Origin of the sequence: Zobellia sp. OII3 (assembly GCF_002211465.1) — a bacterium.
Lineage (GTDB): Bacteria > Bacteroidota > Bacteroidia > Flavobacteriales > Flavobacteriaceae > Zobellia > Zobellia galactanivorans.
Genome location: NZ_MWRZ01000007.1, coordinates 158,808 through 177,052, shown reverse-complemented (window position 1 = coordinate 177,052; position 18,245 = coordinate 158,808). Strand labels below are relative to the sequence as shown.

The following is an 18,245-nucleotide window of genomic DNA, read 5'->3' as shown; positions in this document are numbered from 1 at the left end:
TTAAGGTTTGAATAAAAATATATTAAATACTGGTGTACAGAATTTTATATTAAAAAATTTGAATACTGACATCATGTCAGTATTGCTTAAAAAACCCTATTTTGGGCTAGTTTCCAACAAAGAGCTAGCCGAGCAATTAGAGTCGCGAAAAAAGAGCGAAAAAAAACTCAATACCTGGTTCAATGCCTCGAACATCTACTACCCCAACAAGCTAAATATTGAGCAAACCTCTTCTGAAATTACGGCTCGCTACAAGTCGGAAATAGTATCGGGGAAATCACTTGTCGACCTTACCGGAGGTTTTGGTGTAGACAGCTATTTTTTTAGCAAAAAAATAGACCGTGTTTTCCACTGCGAAATCGACAAAAACTTGTCCGAAATCGCGTCCCATAACTTTGAGGTTTTAGGTGCGAATAACATAGAGACAAAAGCGGAAAGCGGTTTGGATTTTATCAGGAATTCGGAACGGCATTTTGAATGGATCTACATCGACCCTTCAAGGCGAAATGATATCAAACAACGAGTTTTTTTATTGTCGGATTGCCAACCCGATGTAATCGCAAATCTAGATCTATTGTTTTCCAAAACGGAACACATCTTAATTAAGACAGCACCCCTCCTCGATATTTCCGCAGGGATAAACGAACTGAAACACATCAAGGAAATACATATCGTTGCCCTAAACAACGAAGTAAAAGAACTCTTATGGGTTTTAGAACGAGGTTTTAAAGGCGAAGTAACCGTCAAAACCGTTAACAAAACCAAATTAGACGACCAAAGCTTTAGCTTCGGCCTCGAGCAAGAAAGGAAATGCGACTCAAGCTTTTCCCTTCCCCTATCGTACCTGTACGAGCCGAATGCCGCAATTTTGAAATCCGGGGCCTTTAAAACCATTGGCCATAGCTATCAACTGAAAAAACTGCAGGAACACACCCATTTATACACCTCCGATGAACTGATCGATTTTCCGGGAAGACGATTCAAAATCGAAAAAGTGCTTCCTTACAACAAAAAGGAAATCAAGCGAAATGCCATAAGGAAGGCCAATATTACAACACGCAATTTTCCCGATAGCGTAGCCGATATCCGAAAGAAGTTCAGTATTAAAGATGGGGGCGAGCTCTATATCTTCTTCGCTACAAACCTAGAAAGAAAGGCCATAGTTATACTTACCTCCAAAACCTAGTAAATCTAAGTTTTCTTTTAGCGGAGAAGTAACGTACACTGAACGTCGATAAGAAAAGAAATAGCCCTGCTGAACTTCAAGTTAATAAAATAACCCATTTTATCGACTCCTTAATTCCCCACAAAAAACACCCTAAAATCAATGCGTACTTCCGTATGCATAAAAGCTATTAAATTCATTTCTAAACTTCCATGGACTTCCACACTTTGGCAATGAAGCCAAAAAGAAATTCAATACTCCCCCTTATGCTTATAATCGCCAAATCTATATTTTACCGTACGTTTAATAGGTATCTCCATTCCATTGGTCTTTTCCAACCAATCATATATGGCAATAGACATCGACTTTACAATTTCCTGCTTGTCTGGGTCAGCGATCAGATTGTACATTTCATCGGGATCGTTCTCTAAATCATACAGTTCATTTCTATCCCATATACCTTGATACTTTATGTATTTATATTTATCCGTACGCATACCAAAAACGGTAGGCGTCATAGGAAAATCGTATTCCCAAAAATATTCGTAAAAAACCTCTTTACGCACATTTGCCCCGGCCTCGCCCCTAAGAGCCGGAATAAAAGACACCCCAGGCATGTTCTTTGGTTTTTCTATTCCCGCTTCCGCTAAAATAGTAGGACCTATATCGATATTCTGGACCATGGCCTTGGGCTTCAATCCACCTTCGAACAATTCTGGACACCGTACCAACAAAGGTACTTTTACCGACTCTTCATAAAAATGTCGCTTATCGATAAGCCCATGTTCCCCCCAACTGAAACCATTATCCCCCATATAAATAACGAGTGTAGATTCATCAAGACCATGCTCCTTAAGATATTGCATGACCGTTCCTACACTTTCATCTACACCCAAAAGAGTTTCGCAATAATCTACGACCATTTCATTTAAATCCCTATTCTCATGGTACATATAATCCACACCATGCCAACTTACCCGTTGGTCCGCAACCCATTGTGGCCATTTCAACTCTTTGTATGCGCCTGTTTTTGTCTGCTCGTAGGTGGCCGGCAAGGCAATTTTATTTCCTTTATACCGTCCTTTGTGTCTGCGCGCTGGCTGAAAACCGGCATGAACCGCTTTATGCGACAAGTATAGAAAAAACGGTTTTTCCCTATCCCGATTATCGAGCCAATCGATAGCGTGTTCCGTTAACAAATCGGTAATATAGGTCGAATCTTTATAGGCCACTCTTTTCCCATTAATATTTAGTGTTGGGTTATAATAAACACCCTGGCCCGGGAAACTTTCCCAATGGGTGAAGCCTGGCTGCGGGTCATCACCATGGTCTCCCATATGCCACTTTCCAAAAAAACTGGTTTGATAGCCCGCCTTTTGCAAATATTGCGGGAAATAGGTCAAGTTTCCTGGGTCGGGAGCTTGATTGTCCACTATGGTATGTGAATGTGAAAACTGTCCGGTCAATATTGAGGCCCGACTGGGCGAACAGAGCGATGTGGTTACAAAGGCATTGGAGAGATAAGCGCCTTCCTCTGCCAATTTATCCATATGAGGGGTTTCCAACCACGGTACCTTCCCTGTAAACCCCATATAATCATAGCGGTGGTCATCAGTCAAAATAAAAATTACATTACGCGGTTTTTTCTTTTTCCTATTATCAGGTCCCGTATTTGCCAATACCGATGACAGGTTAAAAACCATTAAAAAAACCAAACTGTAAAAAAAATTCATCTTGTTCATTTCATTTATCTTATTACATTAATCCCGCAGCAAATTCAAACACCTGTTGCGGCTTAAAATCATTCTCAAAAAGATTAGCCCATCAATTATTCCTGACGTTTTTGCTTCACGAACCATTCGTACAGCTCTTCATTGTCATAGGCCGGCACCCATGCATCGTGGCCCACACCCGGATATCGAGTGAAACGCACCTCGTACCCCATGCTTTTTAACCTGGCCACCATAGTTTCCGATTCGGATATGGGAATGGACTCATCTTCTTCCCCATGAAAAACCCAGATAGGCATTTTCTTGTCGATCCACGAAGCATATGGCAAGGGGGTCATACCACAAACTACAGCCATGGCCGCAAATTTTTTAGGATACTGAACGGCCATTTCCCATGCCGCCCCTCCACCTCTACTAAGTCCTGTCAAATAAATCCTAGTCGTGTCTACCCGATTGTTTTTTACAATCGTATCGAGCAATTGTATAACAGAGCGGGTGTTCCACCACATTTTCTTATAGGGGTTTTGAGGCGCAAGAATTAAAAAAGGAAATTTTTTGCCCCGTTTTATCAATTTAGGCGGACCGTTTCTCTTTACATATACCAAACTATCCCCAGACTCTCCGCCTCCATGCAAAAACAGCAAGAGCGGAAACTTTTCCTCTGGACGCTCATCGTATTCCTCTGGATAGTACAGATAATAGCTGTAGTTTTCGGTTATGACCGTTTCTTGTTCGGCATCTATGAGTTTATATTTTGATTGGGCGACACACCCCTGTAGGACACCACAAAGTAAAATGAAATATAATTTTCGCAACATTGATCTCTTCTTTTCCGCAAATAGGTATGACAGAATTCATCGGTTAAAGTACAATTTTAAATGTAGCGCAAAAAAAACGGATGCCAAAATTGGCATCCGTTTCTATATGATTTATATTATAAAAGTTTATCGATACAGGGTAAAATGTCCAACGTAGCGTATATCTCGGTCATCGTTTTGATTCACCACGTACCAATAATCACCACTTGGTAGTTCTTTTCCTTCGTAGCGTCCGTCCCAATTACTAACTTGGTCCAGTTCAGCAACCACCCTACCGTAACGGTCATAGATAATCACCTCTATGTTAGGGAAGAACTCACGATTGCCCGGTGCCCAGAAATCGTTCTCATTATCGCCATTGGGCGTAAAGAAATTGGGTATTTCGAGCATTCCGGTAAATTCGAACGGAATCACCGCTATAGCCTCACAACCATTTTGGTCGACTACCTTAATTTCTACCGTACCGCTTTCCGTGGTGGTATAAAGACCTTCACTACCGTAAGACACGCCATCAAAGAAGAATTCATATCCACCAAAACCTCCTTCGGCAGTGGCCGTAATCTCGTTCGGTCCGGTTTTTTCCGCTGTCAATGTTAACGGATCGTACGCTTCTATAGTAAATTCAACAAAGTTGGTACAACCGTTTTCATGGTAGATATATACCGTATGGTCTCCTGCCGGTAAATCTCCCCAGGAGCGTTCCGATCCGGCCAAGGCCGTTATGGCATCCGTAGGATCGATCGGATCTAACGCGAACAACAATTCGGACAATAGACTTTCATCTTGCATCTGTACGGAGGCCGTGCTATTTGGGAAAATACCCTCACAACCATATTGTACCAATGGGTCCGCCGTAAGGTCCACCCCAATTTCTATAGGAATGAACACATTCGTCTCACACATATTGGCATCGCGCACATAGACAATGTAGCCTTCACCACCAATCAAACTGTCGAACGAAAGGTCATCATTTCTTAAGAAAACCTCTGTTCCGTCTGAATTCGGCCCCACTAATCGGGTTTCGTAGTATTCTACAAAAGTCACCGGATCCACAAAAGGCGTTCCTCCCGTTACGTTCAAACGTGCCGTACCATCTTCAAAACCGATACAGGTTTCGGGCGTTGAGCTAAAGTCTACAATTTGCAACTCTTCAGGTGCCGTTACTATAATTTCAAAAGTTTGCGGACAACCTTCGGCGTCTTGTGCCAACACGGTATACGATGGATTGCTCGGGGTATTCGCCGGCAAATCGGTAAACGTATAGGACGTTGGATTATCAGGGTCGCTAAAGAACTCGCTCAAATTCGGCTCTATGGCAAATTGCACCAATCCTGATGCCCCACTGTCTACCGTCATGGTAATGGTTCCATCGGAAGCCCCATAACATGTTGTCGGTGTCGAAGTCGGCGATAGAACAACCGGTACTGCAGGAGCTATGGTGAACGGACCTTCTACGAGTCCACATGTAGCACGACTGATTACCGATATCCAATAATCACCCGCATCTAAGTTTTCAAAAGTACCGAAATCTTGAGCCGGTAAACTTCTATAGGTCGGCATACTTTCGGCCGCAAAGGCATCGGGACCTGGATCATAGTCATAAATTCTAAATTCATAAATACCGGTACCTCCGTTGGCAATCGCCTCTATCCTACCATCAACCTCATAGGCACAAGACACATCAAAAGTAGGCGAAGCCGGGTCTAGACTTAAAGGTTCGGCATCGGTAATGGTAATACCATTGGTTTTCCGGGCGAGACATGAACTTGCACTTCCCACCTTACGAACCTCATAGCGATACGAATTTCCAATAACACCGGGCAATCCAGTTTTTACAGGAAGTCCATTTCCGTCAACCTCATCAATTGGCAACCATGGCCCTCCTGAACCATTGACACTATATTCATATGTACCCCCTTGTGGGTTGTTCACCCGAATCATCATTGTTGCTTCGTTACCACAAGCTGGAACCGAAGTTTGAATCAAGGCAGGATTGATCGCTGGTGGCGGAATTACCTGAACCGGAGCGGTTATCACACGACAATTTAAAGTAGAGACCACCTCAACGGCATACCAACCTCCCGGAATCACTCCGGTACCTGCGGTTCCAACAAATTCAGGACTAGTTTGCAAACCAGTGCTCGATTCTATATCGGTAATATCGTTACTACCCAAATGTAACAACCTATATTGGTAGCCACCGCCAGGTACACCCCCTATGGCCCCTGGTGTGGTGGTACCAGGTTCTACGGCAACAATTACCGCATCGTTTCCTGTCGGACATTCAAGTTCTCGAGTAACAATAGCATCCGCCTCAATTGGAGGCACAGGTAGCAATTCGAGTTCCGCGGTATGGGTACAACCTTCGATATCGCGAACAGTTACCCTATAGTTACCACTTGACAAACCGGTAAAACGGTTATTGGTTCCGTTGGCGGCAAATGAGGCATAGGCCGCATTGCTATGTGGCGCAAAACCACTACCTACGGGATTTTCATACTCTAACATATATTCATATGGCGAACTATCCCATCCTCCTTGTGTAGTGACAAAAATTTCACCGAGATTATCGTTACAACCCACACGACCGATTTCTTCCATGTTCGTAATAAGAAGTTGTTCGTTAGGCATTTCTATCGTACTCATGTTGCTAAAGACATCACAGGTTGTCGCAGATTTACCCTGCTCACGAATAACCACCCTTAAGTTACCCCCTTCCAATCCGGTAATGGTCGCCGGGTTATTTACGGTGGCATCAATAGTTCCCGTAGAGTTCCCTCCTACTGGCGAACCAAAGGCCCCTCCGCTAAAACCTGGGTCCGACGCATCGTAAACCGTATATTCATACACTCCGGAGAAGTTGGTCAAACTGGCCAAATTGGTTATTTCTATATTCAATATACCATCGGTAGTACCAAAACAACCAACAGGTTCATTCTGGCTGATGGAAACCGTAGGCAAAACAGGCTCATCTACCACATAGGCGACAATCGGATACGAACATCCCCCTATATCGTTTACCCGTAAATTGTACTCCCCGGCCACCATAGGCAGATCAAACTCAACAAAACTGCCACTAGGTTGGACCTGGTCGGGCACTGGTGCTACGGAGAACCCTTGATCTTCGATGATAAAATTGGTGGTTCCGGTAACATCGATTCGAATACGCTCCGGATTCTCACAATCCATTGGCGATATTTGGGTAATCGTTGCGGTTACCGTATTAGGCGCCAATACCGTTACCGAGTCAAAGAACTCACAACCATTGGAATCCCTTGCGTAAATGGTAATGACCTGATCAGACCCCGTATCGACTATTTCAAAATCAGGGCTTGACTGATAACTATCCGCAAGATTTATTTTGTATCCATATGGCGCCCCGTTACCCTCGTTTCCGGGTACAACGGTGGCACTGACAATGGTAGTGCTGTATTGGTTGGCTGCCGGATTACAGACCAAGGTACCCGAGGTCACATCAATTTCAAATGGGGGCGGTTCATTGATCACCACTTCTTCCCTATCGAAACAATCCCTATCGGTAACTACCTCTATTACATAGGTACCTGGAGCCAAGCCCGTAAAAGAACCTGATAGATTAGTGTTGATTCGGCTTGAAGTATCCAAGGTTAAGGGTAGCGCCCCTATAGTACCCGAATACAGGTTGTATTCCTTAATACCATCTACGTCGGTGCCTGCAATCAATGAAGCGGAAATACTTCCATCATCAGCTCCATTACAACTTACGTCGCTCTCGCCCGTATCATCAATATCGGGACTTGTAGGTGCAGACCTCACAATACCATCTACGGTAAAGGTACAGTTATCGATACCATCATCCACTAGGTTATCGGTTATCACAACTTCGTAATCTCCCGCAGGGATATTTTCAAAAATACCGTCGTCATCTGGGTCGGTTATATCTACGGCCCCTCCAAAGATATCGGTTCCGATAAGTCTATAAGTAAAGTCACCACTACCTCCATCGGCAGTAATTGTAATAATCCCATTGTCTACCTCACAGCTCGGTTCGCTGGTAAAGTCACCCGAAGCCGACAAAACCTGAAATACTTCGGCCACGCCGTCTATGTCACACCCATTGGCATCGATGATATTGTAATCATAGGCCCCAACGCTGTTAACGATAAATGTTGCCGTGGTATTGATAGCAGGATCACCAGAATTGGCTACTGTCTGACTAATACCGTTCAAGGTAAAGGTAGGTGTATCGAAATCGCCCGGTAAACTTAAGGTGATTTCAAATCCGCCGGCAGCGGTAGCGGTTACATCACATTGATTCTCAACCACAGGATCCAACAAAGGTAAATCGGGGTTCAGCTGTATAATTGCCGCAGAAATACGATACGCACAGTCATTAGCATCTTTTACCCAAATATCGTATTCCGTACCCGGTGGCAGAGATCCCGGCAAGGCTACCGTAGCGGCATCACTAAAATCTGCATTCGTCGGTGGTGTTCCGGCAAGCATAAAAGCATATAGATAAGGACTACCCGTAGCAAAAGGCGTACCTCCACTTCCCCTGACCGTCAATTGGCCCAGGGCGTTACAGTTGGCATTTTGATTGTCAATAATATCTACTCGAGGTAGGTTTATAACAGTATCTACCGTTGCCCCATCCGTACAACCATTAGCATCTACGATAGAAATTCCATAGCGCCCTAAATCTACTCCAGTAGGTACGATTACTTCAGTTCCTAAAACCGGGGACACCCCAGTTTCGGTATGAACGACAGCACCAGTATCTAAATCGGTTATTACAATATCAAACGGGGCAAGACCCGAGTTTATCATATACCTCAACTCTACTTCCCCCACACCACAACGATATTCACTTGTTAAGGCAACATCTAAACCTAGGCCACTTGGCAATGTTATTTCTTCAGAATAAATACATCCCGTATTATTGTCACGAACATCTACGGTATACGTTACCCCAAAAAGCAAATTGTCAAAACAATGCCTGTCCGGAGGACTACTCGGAGAAGTCCACCCTGCAAGCGGATCTGGATCCGTTAAACGGATACTGTAATCTAAAGGCAGTGTACCTCCGGTTATATTCACACACACCGTAGTTCCACTTGCTGTACATGTAAATCCTGGAAACGGTTCAGGGATGATATCAAGGGAGCCACTATCGATCGTAAAAGGCTCAATATCCCTACATCCACGTGAATCCAACACAATCACCTGATAATCTCCCGGTTCCAAACTTGCATCCTCTATGGTCAACGGAAAATCACCTGGTACCACGTTATCTAAGGTCACAAGGGGATTCCCAAAATTATCCTCTACTATAACCGTATAGTCAGGCTTCCCTGCTCCGGGTAAATTTACAACAACCCCACCAGAGAGCGGTGCCGGTGCACAAGTAGCATCGATTGGCATTACCGTAATATCCGGGGCCGGATCGGTGTCCTCGGCTACCGTAATCGCCATAACCCCTGTGGTACAGTTTCTGGCATCCTTTACTACATATTCATAACTTCCTGCCGCTAAACCTGAATAAATGGTTTGGGGAGAAAAAGCATAATCGATCGTATCCGGTCCTGCCGGATTGTTGGGATCCAATGGATTGTTCTGCAATTCACCTGCCGGGGCAAATACCACCTCAAATGGAGGTACACCCGACGCCACAGTAGGAATTATTTCTACAAAACCACTATTGGCATCGCCACAACTGGGGCCGACTATTCGGTGGGTGGCGATAATATTGGTCGGTTCTACAAAAGTCAAGGGTTCGGATATGGCGCTACATCCATTACTATCGCTTACCTCTACCGTATAATCCCCAAACTCCGTAAACAACATATTATAGGTAAACGAGCCAGACGGAAGTGGAAGTCCGGTATGGCTAGCTACCGCGGCTCCATCCCTGTATATCGTATACGAAGTAGTAGAAAGATCAGTAATATCCCCACCTGTAATAGTAATCTGCATTTCACCATCGCCACCACAATCAATTTCACGATTAAGGTTTAGACTTACCTGAAGCTGGGGCGGTATTCGAACTGCCGAAGTAGAAGCGATACAACCGTTTCCATCAACGACTTCAATAGTATAGTTACCTGGAACCAAGCCTGTAAACGTATGGGTTCCGGGCGTGCCCGGGGTCACCAAGGTCCCTCCATTAATTCGGTACTGATGCGTACCTATTGCTGCGGAGCCCGGAGTAGAAGAAACGGTAATTTCTGCGGTATTGGTAGTTGAATAACAGTAATCGGCCGAGTCAAAGCTAATTGCCGGAGCATCAACACTGGTAAGGGTGAACGTTGTAGAAGCACTACAACCCTCAGAATCAGTAACCGTTAAGGTATAGGTTCCTTCCTCGGTCAAGTTACCGAATGTCCCTCCTGTTTTTGGCCCATCTGTCCGTCCATCGGAAGGAGGCCATTCCAATTCATAGCGGTATCCACCGAAACCTCCTGTGGCACTTCCAACGACCCTACCAATATTGTTGTTCTGACAACTCATATCGGTTAGGCTGTAATTAACGCTCAAGGGGGTACCGGCTTCTTCGACGTCGAAGGAAGCGGTAGAGGTACAATTGGTATCGTTATCGGTTACCGTAATCTCGTAGGTACCGGCACCTAAACCGGTTATAGGAATTTCCAAATCACTGCTCGTTCCACTCACAACAGGTGTAGCCGGCAATTGAACCACGGCATAGTCATAATCCGTAGCAAAACCATCGACCAAGAAGGCGCCGTTACCATCAGTGGCACCAGGACAAACCTTTCTATCCCCTCCCGATTTTACCCTGGCACGGATAGAACTAAAACCTCCCGTGGTAAAACTGGCCGTATAAGTACAACCATTGGCATCGGTAATCTCAAATTGGTAAGATGTATCCAACCTTAATCCATTAAAAACATTGCTCGCTTGCGGTCCGGAAAGCGGTGCTGCGGGAATAGCGGAAATCACTTCATATTGAGTAGCAAAACCTGCTGGCAACACATCAATAGTAACCCTGCTCGTGCCCGTTGAACAATCTAAATTATCTTGTGCAAAATTTATGGATGTGGGCGGTACCGGTTCCGATACGGTTATCGGCGAAAGGGCCTGAAAACAGCCTGCATCGTCCTTAACATAAGGTATATACGTACCTGGAGCTACCCCTGTAAAAGTAGTTCCCGATTGATAGGTAACATTATCTAGACTATATTCATATCCTGAGCCCGATCCACCTGTAGCCGGTGTAAAATCAATAATAGCCCCGCCATTGATACACGTATAATCTTGGGTCAGCGATGCACTACCACTGAGACCCCCAGCGGAAGTAACGGTAACGGCAGGCAAAGACAGAACACAACTGAACGCCCCTTGCGAGTAACGCACTTCTACAATAGTGTAGGTATCATCCGTAACAGGTATGGTAGGTGAAGAAGTAAAGGGATCTCCTGCATTATTGGTAGCCCTAAACTCTAGGTTAAACCCTTTCGGATCAGCAACATTAAAATCGACTTTTCCTCCACCATTGGTACAGGTTCCTATAATAGGAGCGGCCGTAACGTCTGGAGGTGTCAATTCGGCGACATACTCCGATTTTTCCGCCGTACAACCCTGATCGTCGGTAATATAAAAGGTATAGGTTCCCGGACTTGTTACGGTATACGAACTCGTACCCGAGAAAAATCCGCCCGAATCACCGCCATCACTAACCGTATAGCTATACGAGCCAGAACCTCCCGAAGGAGTTACATCGATATCTACACTAGATATAGTAGAGCAGCCAAAGCTCATACCGTTTGTGTCGGTTACTACACTGATCGGACTCAAGCCCGTACCGACTTTTATCGGATTACCACCGGTATCGGTATATTGTATAGGCGCAGCTATCCCATTCGGAATATCTTCCTTACAGTCATTGGTCTCAACTTTAACGGCATATGTACCTTCACTAACAGCCCCAAAAGTATAGGTATTACTAGATATGGTAGAGGTAAATTCAATTTCCGCTCCATTTTCATCCAATAAGGTATACACATAAGGCCCCGGAACTTCGGAGTTAACGGTTACATCAATACTACCGGTCTCACCGCTACATACCGGATTGGTATAGGTGACATCGATTTCGATATCTACTTGCTTAATCTCGATAACGTCATATAAATATTCACAAACCTCGCCCGCTATGTTCAAACGCGCCTGAACGGTATAGAACCCAGGGTCAAGGTTTGGGAAAATAGATGAAGATTGGTACGGCCCAAAGGTTCCGCTCGCTTCGCGAATTCTAAATTGGTAACTATTAGGAAGGCCGGTAATCTCGATTCGACCCGGGTTATTACAAACAAAATCTTTCTTCGTATAACTCTGGGTAATCGTACTTTTTATTACTTCAAAATAATAATACTGACCTCCGTTTACCTGAACCCTATATTCGGCCCCTGTTGCAGCTGAAATGGAACTGGCATCTAAATTAAAAGTCGACGCGGTAGACACTTCGGTATAGTCCCCTCCATTGGTATTCGGACAAGGTAAGTTTGTATTTGGAGCAGCTCCCGTTAATCTTTGCCAAGAAACACTTCCGGAAGTTGACAAGGTGATGTTCCTATCATCGGAATCACCACAAAGAATAAAACGGGCAATAGTAGAACCATCGCTCGTACAGTTATCGACATCGTCATAACCTTGAATAATAGTCGCGAACATAGGAGCTGCGGTAGCGCTCACCGTTTCTTTTTTCTCGGTTATGGATGAATTCTTGAGCGCAGTCTTTTCAACGGCCCCAGTCTTTGAAGAAGTGGCCTCTTTGATTGCCGAAGCGACCTCCTCGTAAACCGAGAAAGCCTTCTTGCCTGCAATTGCTGAAGTACAAACTACTGAAAATGTCATTAACAGTAGGGCATAAACAATATGCCTTGTTTTTTTTGGGAGCATAGGTTAAGTCGTTTTTAAAAGAAAATGAGCGATTTGGGCTGCATCACTTTCTCTTGTCTAATTCTTTTAAACTTATAAATTCTCGTTATCTTTAACCACAACGAGGTACCTTAAATTATTATCATTTAACGTCAAATTATGCGAAATAGTGTACTATCGATTACCCTAGCTGCCATAACACTTAGTTACTCATGCGCGCAAAGCACTGAAAACAAGGTAGATACACCCGTAAACACCCCCTACTCGGCCGAGCTTATGATCGATGAACTGCAGACTCCGTGGGGATTTGTTTTTCTAGGGAAAAACGAACTGTTGATTACGGAAAAATCAGGGGAACTGATCCATTACAAAGATGGAAACAAAACAAAAGTTAAGAATGTACCCGAAGTCTATGCTCGTGGCCAAGGCGGTCTATTGGATATTGAGCTACATCCCGATTTCAAAAACAATGGTTGGATCTATATTTCATACGCCTCTCAGGAAGGGGAAGGCAAGGGGGGACACACGGCATTGATGCGCTGCAAACTAAAAGACAACTCACTAAGCCATAAGGAGTTGTTATATAAAGCATCTCCCAACACTACCAAAGGCCAACATTTTGGTTCACGTATTGAATTTGATAACGATGGTTACCTTTATTTGTCAATTGGCGAGCGCGGGGCCCGTGATGAAAACCCTCAAGATATTACCCGTGATGGCGGAAAAATTTATCGCTTTTACGATGATGGAAGAATTCCTGAAGACAATCCGTTTACAGGAAAGAAAAATGCCAAAACCGCCATTTACAGTTATGGGCACAGAAACCCGCAAGGCTTGGCCATACACCCCGAAACTGGGGAGATTTGGGAAAACGAGCACGGTCCGAGGGGCGGGGATGAAATCAATATCATAAAGGCCGGTGCCAACTACGGTTGGCCTTTGGTCACCTATGGCATAAACTACAGTGGCACCTCCATTACCGACAAAACCGAAATGGAAGGAATGACCCAACCCATTCACTATTGGGTACCAAGTATAGCCCCTAGCGGAATGGCATTTGTAACCACGGACACTTATAAAGGCTGGAAAGGAAGTATTCTCATCGGTTCTTTGAAATTTCAGTATATGGAACGGCTTCAGATGGAAGGCGACAAAGTGGTCAAACGCGAAAAACTATTGTCCGATCTAGGCCGCGTCCGCGACATTAAAGAAGGTCCGGACGGACTGATTTACGTGGCCGTAGAGGGAAAGGGCATCTATAAATTAGTGTCAAGCCCATAACCTCCTACCCTATATCCATCCCTATGAAAACCTTTGGTATAAAATCATTTATAACGCCCCTTGCACTTTTCCTTTTCGGATCGGTCGTCCATGCACAGGAATCCGTATTAGCGGAAAGTATGATGCGGGGTAGTGAAATCTATGCCGACTTTTGTGTTAGCTGCCATCTAGAAAACGGAGAAGGCATCCAAAGTACCTTTCCCCCCTTGGCCAATTCCGATTATCTTGTCCAAAACCGAGAAGCCAGTATTCGCGGGGTAAAATATGGCCAACAAGGTAAAATGACCGTAAACGGAATATCCTATAACAATATCATGCCCTCCATGGGACTAGAAGATGAAGAAATTGCCGATGTCATGAATTATATAATGAATTCTTGGGGCAACACTTCAAAGAAAATGGTAACTGTCGACGAAGTAGCCGCTATAGAAAAATAAGCTAGCTCCCGGCATCTATTGCCGCTTTTACCGAACCGTGTTTTTTCAATAATTTCTCGGCCTCGGCATAATCAATGCCCAATCCTTCCGAAACGTACCTGGTTCCCCTGTCCACCAACTTGCTATTGCTCAGTTGCATATTGACCATTTTATTTCCCTTTACCCGTCCGATCCGTATCATCAGGGCCGTAGAAATCATATTGAGGGCCAATTTTTGTGAGGTACCGCTTTTCATACGGGTGCTTCCGGTTAGAAATTCGGGTCCTACGTTAATTTCTATAGGGATATCTACCGCCAAAGCTAAGGGAGAACCGGGATTATTGGTTATACCTGCAGTCAACACCCCGTGTTTCTTGGCATCTGCTATACCTCCCAACACATAAGGTGTAGTACCCGAAGCAGCTATTCCCACAACAACATCATTATCGGTAATATGGTGTTCCATCATATCTTTCCACGCCTGTACCATATCGTCTTCCGCATTTTCTACCGACTTTCTTATTGCGGTATCTCCTCCGGCTATAAGTCCAATAACCCGGGAATGGGGCATTCCAAAGGTAGGGGGGATTTCAGATGCGTCAAGAATACCCAGCCTACCACTGGTTCCGGCACCGATATAAAACAAGCGCCCGCCCTTTTCAAAACGTTCGGCGAGTCCATCTACAAGTTTTGATATTTGTGGAATGACCTCGGCCACCGCATCGGCCACTTTTTGATCTTCCTCATTTATCTTTCGTAAAAGGGACAAACTGTCCATCTTCTCCAAATCATTATGGTTTGAAGGGGTTTCGGTTATTTTGGTATACTCCATAGTACTTAGAGAATTCTAATATCGTGGTTTCTAAATGAGCTTAACAAGTCGTTCTCGGGATCCAGCTCCGTTATTATCGTATTAATGGCATTAATATCACAGGTTTTATAACGATGCTGCGAGTTCAGTTTTTCCGAGATGGACAAAAGTACCGTTTTTTTCGAGCATTTTATTACCGCTTTTTTCACTTGTACAATATCCCAATCGAATTCGGTCAATCCGTAATGGGAATCTACATAGCCTGTACCGATAAAGCTAAAATCCACTTTTATTTCGGCCAAGTTGTGTATGGCATTGGCCCCTATAGCCGTTTGCGATTCCCTTGAAAGCTGGCCACCGACGGTTATAACCGTAACATTCGGCTTTGTAAGCAGCTCCATGGCCACCGGCAAACTATGGGTAAAACAGGTGAGCCTAATATTTGAAGGAACCAGATGTGCCAGTTCCAAACAGGTGGTACCCCCATCTATAAAAACGACCCCACCGTCTTTCAACAGTTTCAGGGCTTTTTCGGCTATTTTTATCTTTTCCTTTTGCTTGTAGATATTGCTATTTCGGGTACTATTGGTAGTAAAGCCCAAAGAAATGGCCCCGCCATGGACCCGTCGCAATTTATTCTCGGCATCAAGCTCTTTTACATCCCTTCGGACCGTATCGATAGACACGTCCAAGGTTTCGGCAATATCGGTCAGTAAAATCCGGTTGTGCAGCTCCACTTCGTTCAATATGGTCTGCTGCCGTTCTTCTTTTAACATGAGAACTATATATTATATTCTTAATACAAAGATAGCAATTTACGAATTATGCAGTTTTATACTACCTTAAAGTTAAATAATCATTAAAAGTTGCAAAAAGCAGCAAAAAATACAGCAACAAACAGCAAAATATCATCCTGTTGCCTATATTTGCATGATTCAACACAAAGAACACAGAAAAAACGAACTGCATGAAAACAATTCTAGAAAAAAACGGAACCGACATCAAGTATAGACCGGTGGGCCAATTTGAAGAAACCCGATTCGAAAAGATACACAATGTCATATTTTCCGATTCCAACGAGGCCTCGATAAAGGTGGCCGAAGAAATTGCCGACTTGATACAAAAAAAACAGGAAGCCGGAAAAAAATGCGTCTTGGGATTGGCTACGGGTTCATCGCCGATTCGGGTCTACGAAGAGCTCGTCCGTATGCACAAAGAAGAAGGGCTCAGCTTTAAAAACGTAATCACCTTCAACCTTGACGAATACCTGCCCATGGAAAAAGACAATCGGCAGAGCTATTGGTACTTTATGCACGAACATCTTTTCAACCATGTAGACATTCCTACAGACAACATACATATTCCCGACGGTACTATTGCCGGTGAAAAGGTAATTGAATACTGTATTGCCTATGACAATGAAATCAAAAAGAACGGGGGACTCGATTTTCAACTTTTAGGGATAGGCCGAACCGGACATATCGGTTTTAACGAACCTGGATCACACTACAATTCAGGCACGCGTGTGATAACGCTCGACCACATTACCCGTGTTGATGCCGCCCCTGCCTTTTTAGGAATCGACCACGTGCCCAGAAAGGCCATAACCATGGGTATCTCAACCGTAATGGGCGCCAAACGTATCGTTCTTTTAGGATGGGGACAAAACAAGGCCGATATTATCAAAAAGACGGTAGAAGGCCCCATTTCGGCCCAAGTACCCGCCACCTACCTACAAAACCACAAAAACTGCACCTTTGTATTAGACACCGGAGCGGGAAGCGAATTGACCCGAAACAAGACGCCATGGTTGGTTGACGAATCGCTGGAATGGACGGAAGAACTCACGGCAAAAGCCATTGTTTGGCTTTGTAACGAAACCGGCAAATCGATTTTAAGCCTGACCGACAAGGATTATAACGATAACGGTATGTCGGGACTATTGGCCCTTGAAGATTCGTACGACCTTAACATCAAAATGTTCAACAGGTTGCAACACACCATTACGGGGTGGCCCGGTGGAAAACCGAATGCCGACGATTCAAGCCGGCCCGAACGTGCGGAACCGATCAAAAAAAGGGTCATCATTTTTAGTCCCCACCCTGATGACGATGTCATTTCCATGGGAGGTACCTTCGACCGCCTAGTAGAACAGGGCCACGATGTACATGTCGTATACCAAACCTCAGGAAACATTGCGGTATCGGATACCGACGCCCTTCGCTACGCGGAAATCTCAAAACGGATTTCACCTTCTGAAGAAGCGCAAAAGATCATCGATAGCATAAAAAACAAAAACGACAGCAGTTTCGATTCACTGGAAGTAAGAAAGCTCAAGGGAAATATTCGCCGAGGGGAATCTTATGCCGCAGTACGGTACTTAGGACTTGACGATTCGAACGTTCACTTTTTAGACCTCCCCTTTTACGAAACGGGCACCATAAAGAAAAACAATCTTTCCGAAGCCGATATTGAAATTATGATCGATATCATTGCCCAGATCAAACCGCACCAGATTTTTGCCGCAGGTGATTTGGCCGACCCGCACGGAACGCACAAAGTATGTTTAGACGCTGTTTTTGAAGCCATGAAACGCTTGCAATCAGAACCTTTTATGAAAGATTGCTGGTTATGGCTTTACCGAGGTGCTTGGCATGAATGGGATGTCAACGAAATAGAAATGGCCGTACCTATGAGTCCGGATCAGGTCCTTAAAAAACGCTATGCCATATTCTGCCACCAATCACAAAAAGATGGGGTGATGTTTCAGGGAGACGATTCCCGTGAATTCTGGATGCGTGCAGAAGAGCGCAACAAAGACACGGCCGAGCGCTATCGGGCCCTAGGTCTTTCGCACTATGCCGCTATGGAAGCTTTTGTACGACACAAATTCGAATAGTTTACAATAAAAAAGAGGTCGGTTCCTTCACTGGAACGGGCCTCTTTTTTAACTTTTACCCTCATTGCCCCTTTCCTTATCCCATTGAAAACGAAGGTTTTTGACCTGAAAACCAAATACTTCCTAATGGAAAAGAAGGGCAAAATCACAAAAAACAAAGAAACATTACCAAAAAGGATATCGCCTATCCGTATTTATCCTTCCTAAAATATCATCCAAAAAAAATGGTAGCTTTAAAGCACAATTAAACC

At 44.4% G+C, this 18,245-nt stretch carries 9 protein-coding genes; 4 read left to right on the top strand and 5 right to left on the bottom strand.

Translation table 11 applies throughout. The features are described from left to right. Positions 1 to 73: 73 nt before the first annotated feature. Entirely contained in the window at positions 74 to 1,186 is a 1,113-nt protein-coding gene (locus B4Q04_RS17110; protein ID WP_317042126.1) for a THUMP-like domain-containing protein, read from the top strand. Between the two features lie 230 nt (positions 1,187 to 1,416). On the opposite strand, the gene B4Q04_RS17105 is transcribed toward B4Q04_RS17110, so the two are convergent. The 3 genes from B4Q04_RS17105 to B4Q04_RS17095 form a co-directional block, all read right to left on the bottom strand. Then, a complete protein-coding gene (locus B4Q04_RS17105) occupies positions 1,417 to 2,898 on the bottom strand; it encodes a sulfatase (RefSeq protein WP_236631040.1) in 1,482 nt (493 codons plus the stop codon). Between the two features lie 95 nt (positions 2,899 to 2,993). Continuing rightward, entirely contained in the window at positions 2,994 to 3,713 is a 720-nt protein-coding gene (locus B4Q04_RS17100; protein ID WP_088697536.1) for a prolyl oligopeptidase family serine peptidase, read from the bottom strand. Between the two features lie 126 nt (positions 3,714 to 3,839). Continuing rightward, entirely contained in the window at positions 3,840 to 12,608 is an 8,769-nt protein-coding gene (locus tag B4Q04_RS17095) for a T9SS type B sorting domain-containing protein (RefSeq protein WP_088697535.1), read from the bottom strand. 138 nt (positions 12,609 to 12,746) lie between these two features. On the opposite strand from B4Q04_RS17095, the gene B4Q04_RS17090 reads away from it, so the two are divergent. Together B4Q04_RS17090 and B4Q04_RS17085 are read left to right on the top strand one after the other, a co-directional pair. After that, positions 12,747 to 13,868, top strand: coding sequence for a PQQ-dependent sugar dehydrogenase (locus tag B4Q04_RS17090; RefSeq protein ID WP_088697534.1), 1,122 nt, complete (start codon positions 12,747 to 12,749; stop codon positions 13,866 to 13,868). A 23-nt stretch (positions 13,869 to 13,891) separates the two neighbouring features. After that, on the top strand, positions 13,892 to 14,305 hold the full coding sequence (locus B4Q04_RS17085; RefSeq protein ID WP_088697533.1) for a c-type cytochrome: 414 nt from the start codon (positions 13,892 to 13,894) through the stop codon (positions 14,303 to 14,305). A gap of 1 nt (position 14,306) precedes the next feature. Here the strand turns inward: B4Q04_RS17085 and murQ are convergent, their stop codons facing one another. Together murQ and B4Q04_RS17075 are read right to left on the bottom strand one after the other, a co-directional pair. Then, on the bottom strand, positions 14,307 to 15,116 hold the full coding sequence (murQ, locus tag B4Q04_RS17080; RefSeq protein WP_013995052.1) for an N-acetylmuramic acid 6-phosphate etherase: 810 nt from the start codon (positions 15,114 to 15,116) through the stop codon (positions 14,307 to 14,309). A 5-nt stretch (positions 15,117 to 15,121) separates the two neighbouring features. Further along, entirely contained in the window at positions 15,122 to 15,871 is a 750-nt protein-coding gene (locus B4Q04_RS17075; protein WP_013995051.1) for a DeoR/GlpR family DNA-binding transcription regulator, read from the bottom strand. Between the two features lie 191 nt (positions 15,872 to 16,062). On the opposite strand from B4Q04_RS17075, the gene nagB reads away from it, so the two are divergent. Then, the gene (gene nagB, locus B4Q04_RS17070; RefSeq protein ID WP_088697532.1) at positions 16,063 to 17,994 is read left to right on the top strand and encodes a glucosamine-6-phosphate deaminase; all 1,932 of its coding nucleotides are present in this window, start codon (positions 16,063 to 16,065) and stop codon (positions 17,992 to 17,994) included. The last annotated feature ends 251 nt before the right edge of the window (positions 17,995 to 18,245 follow it).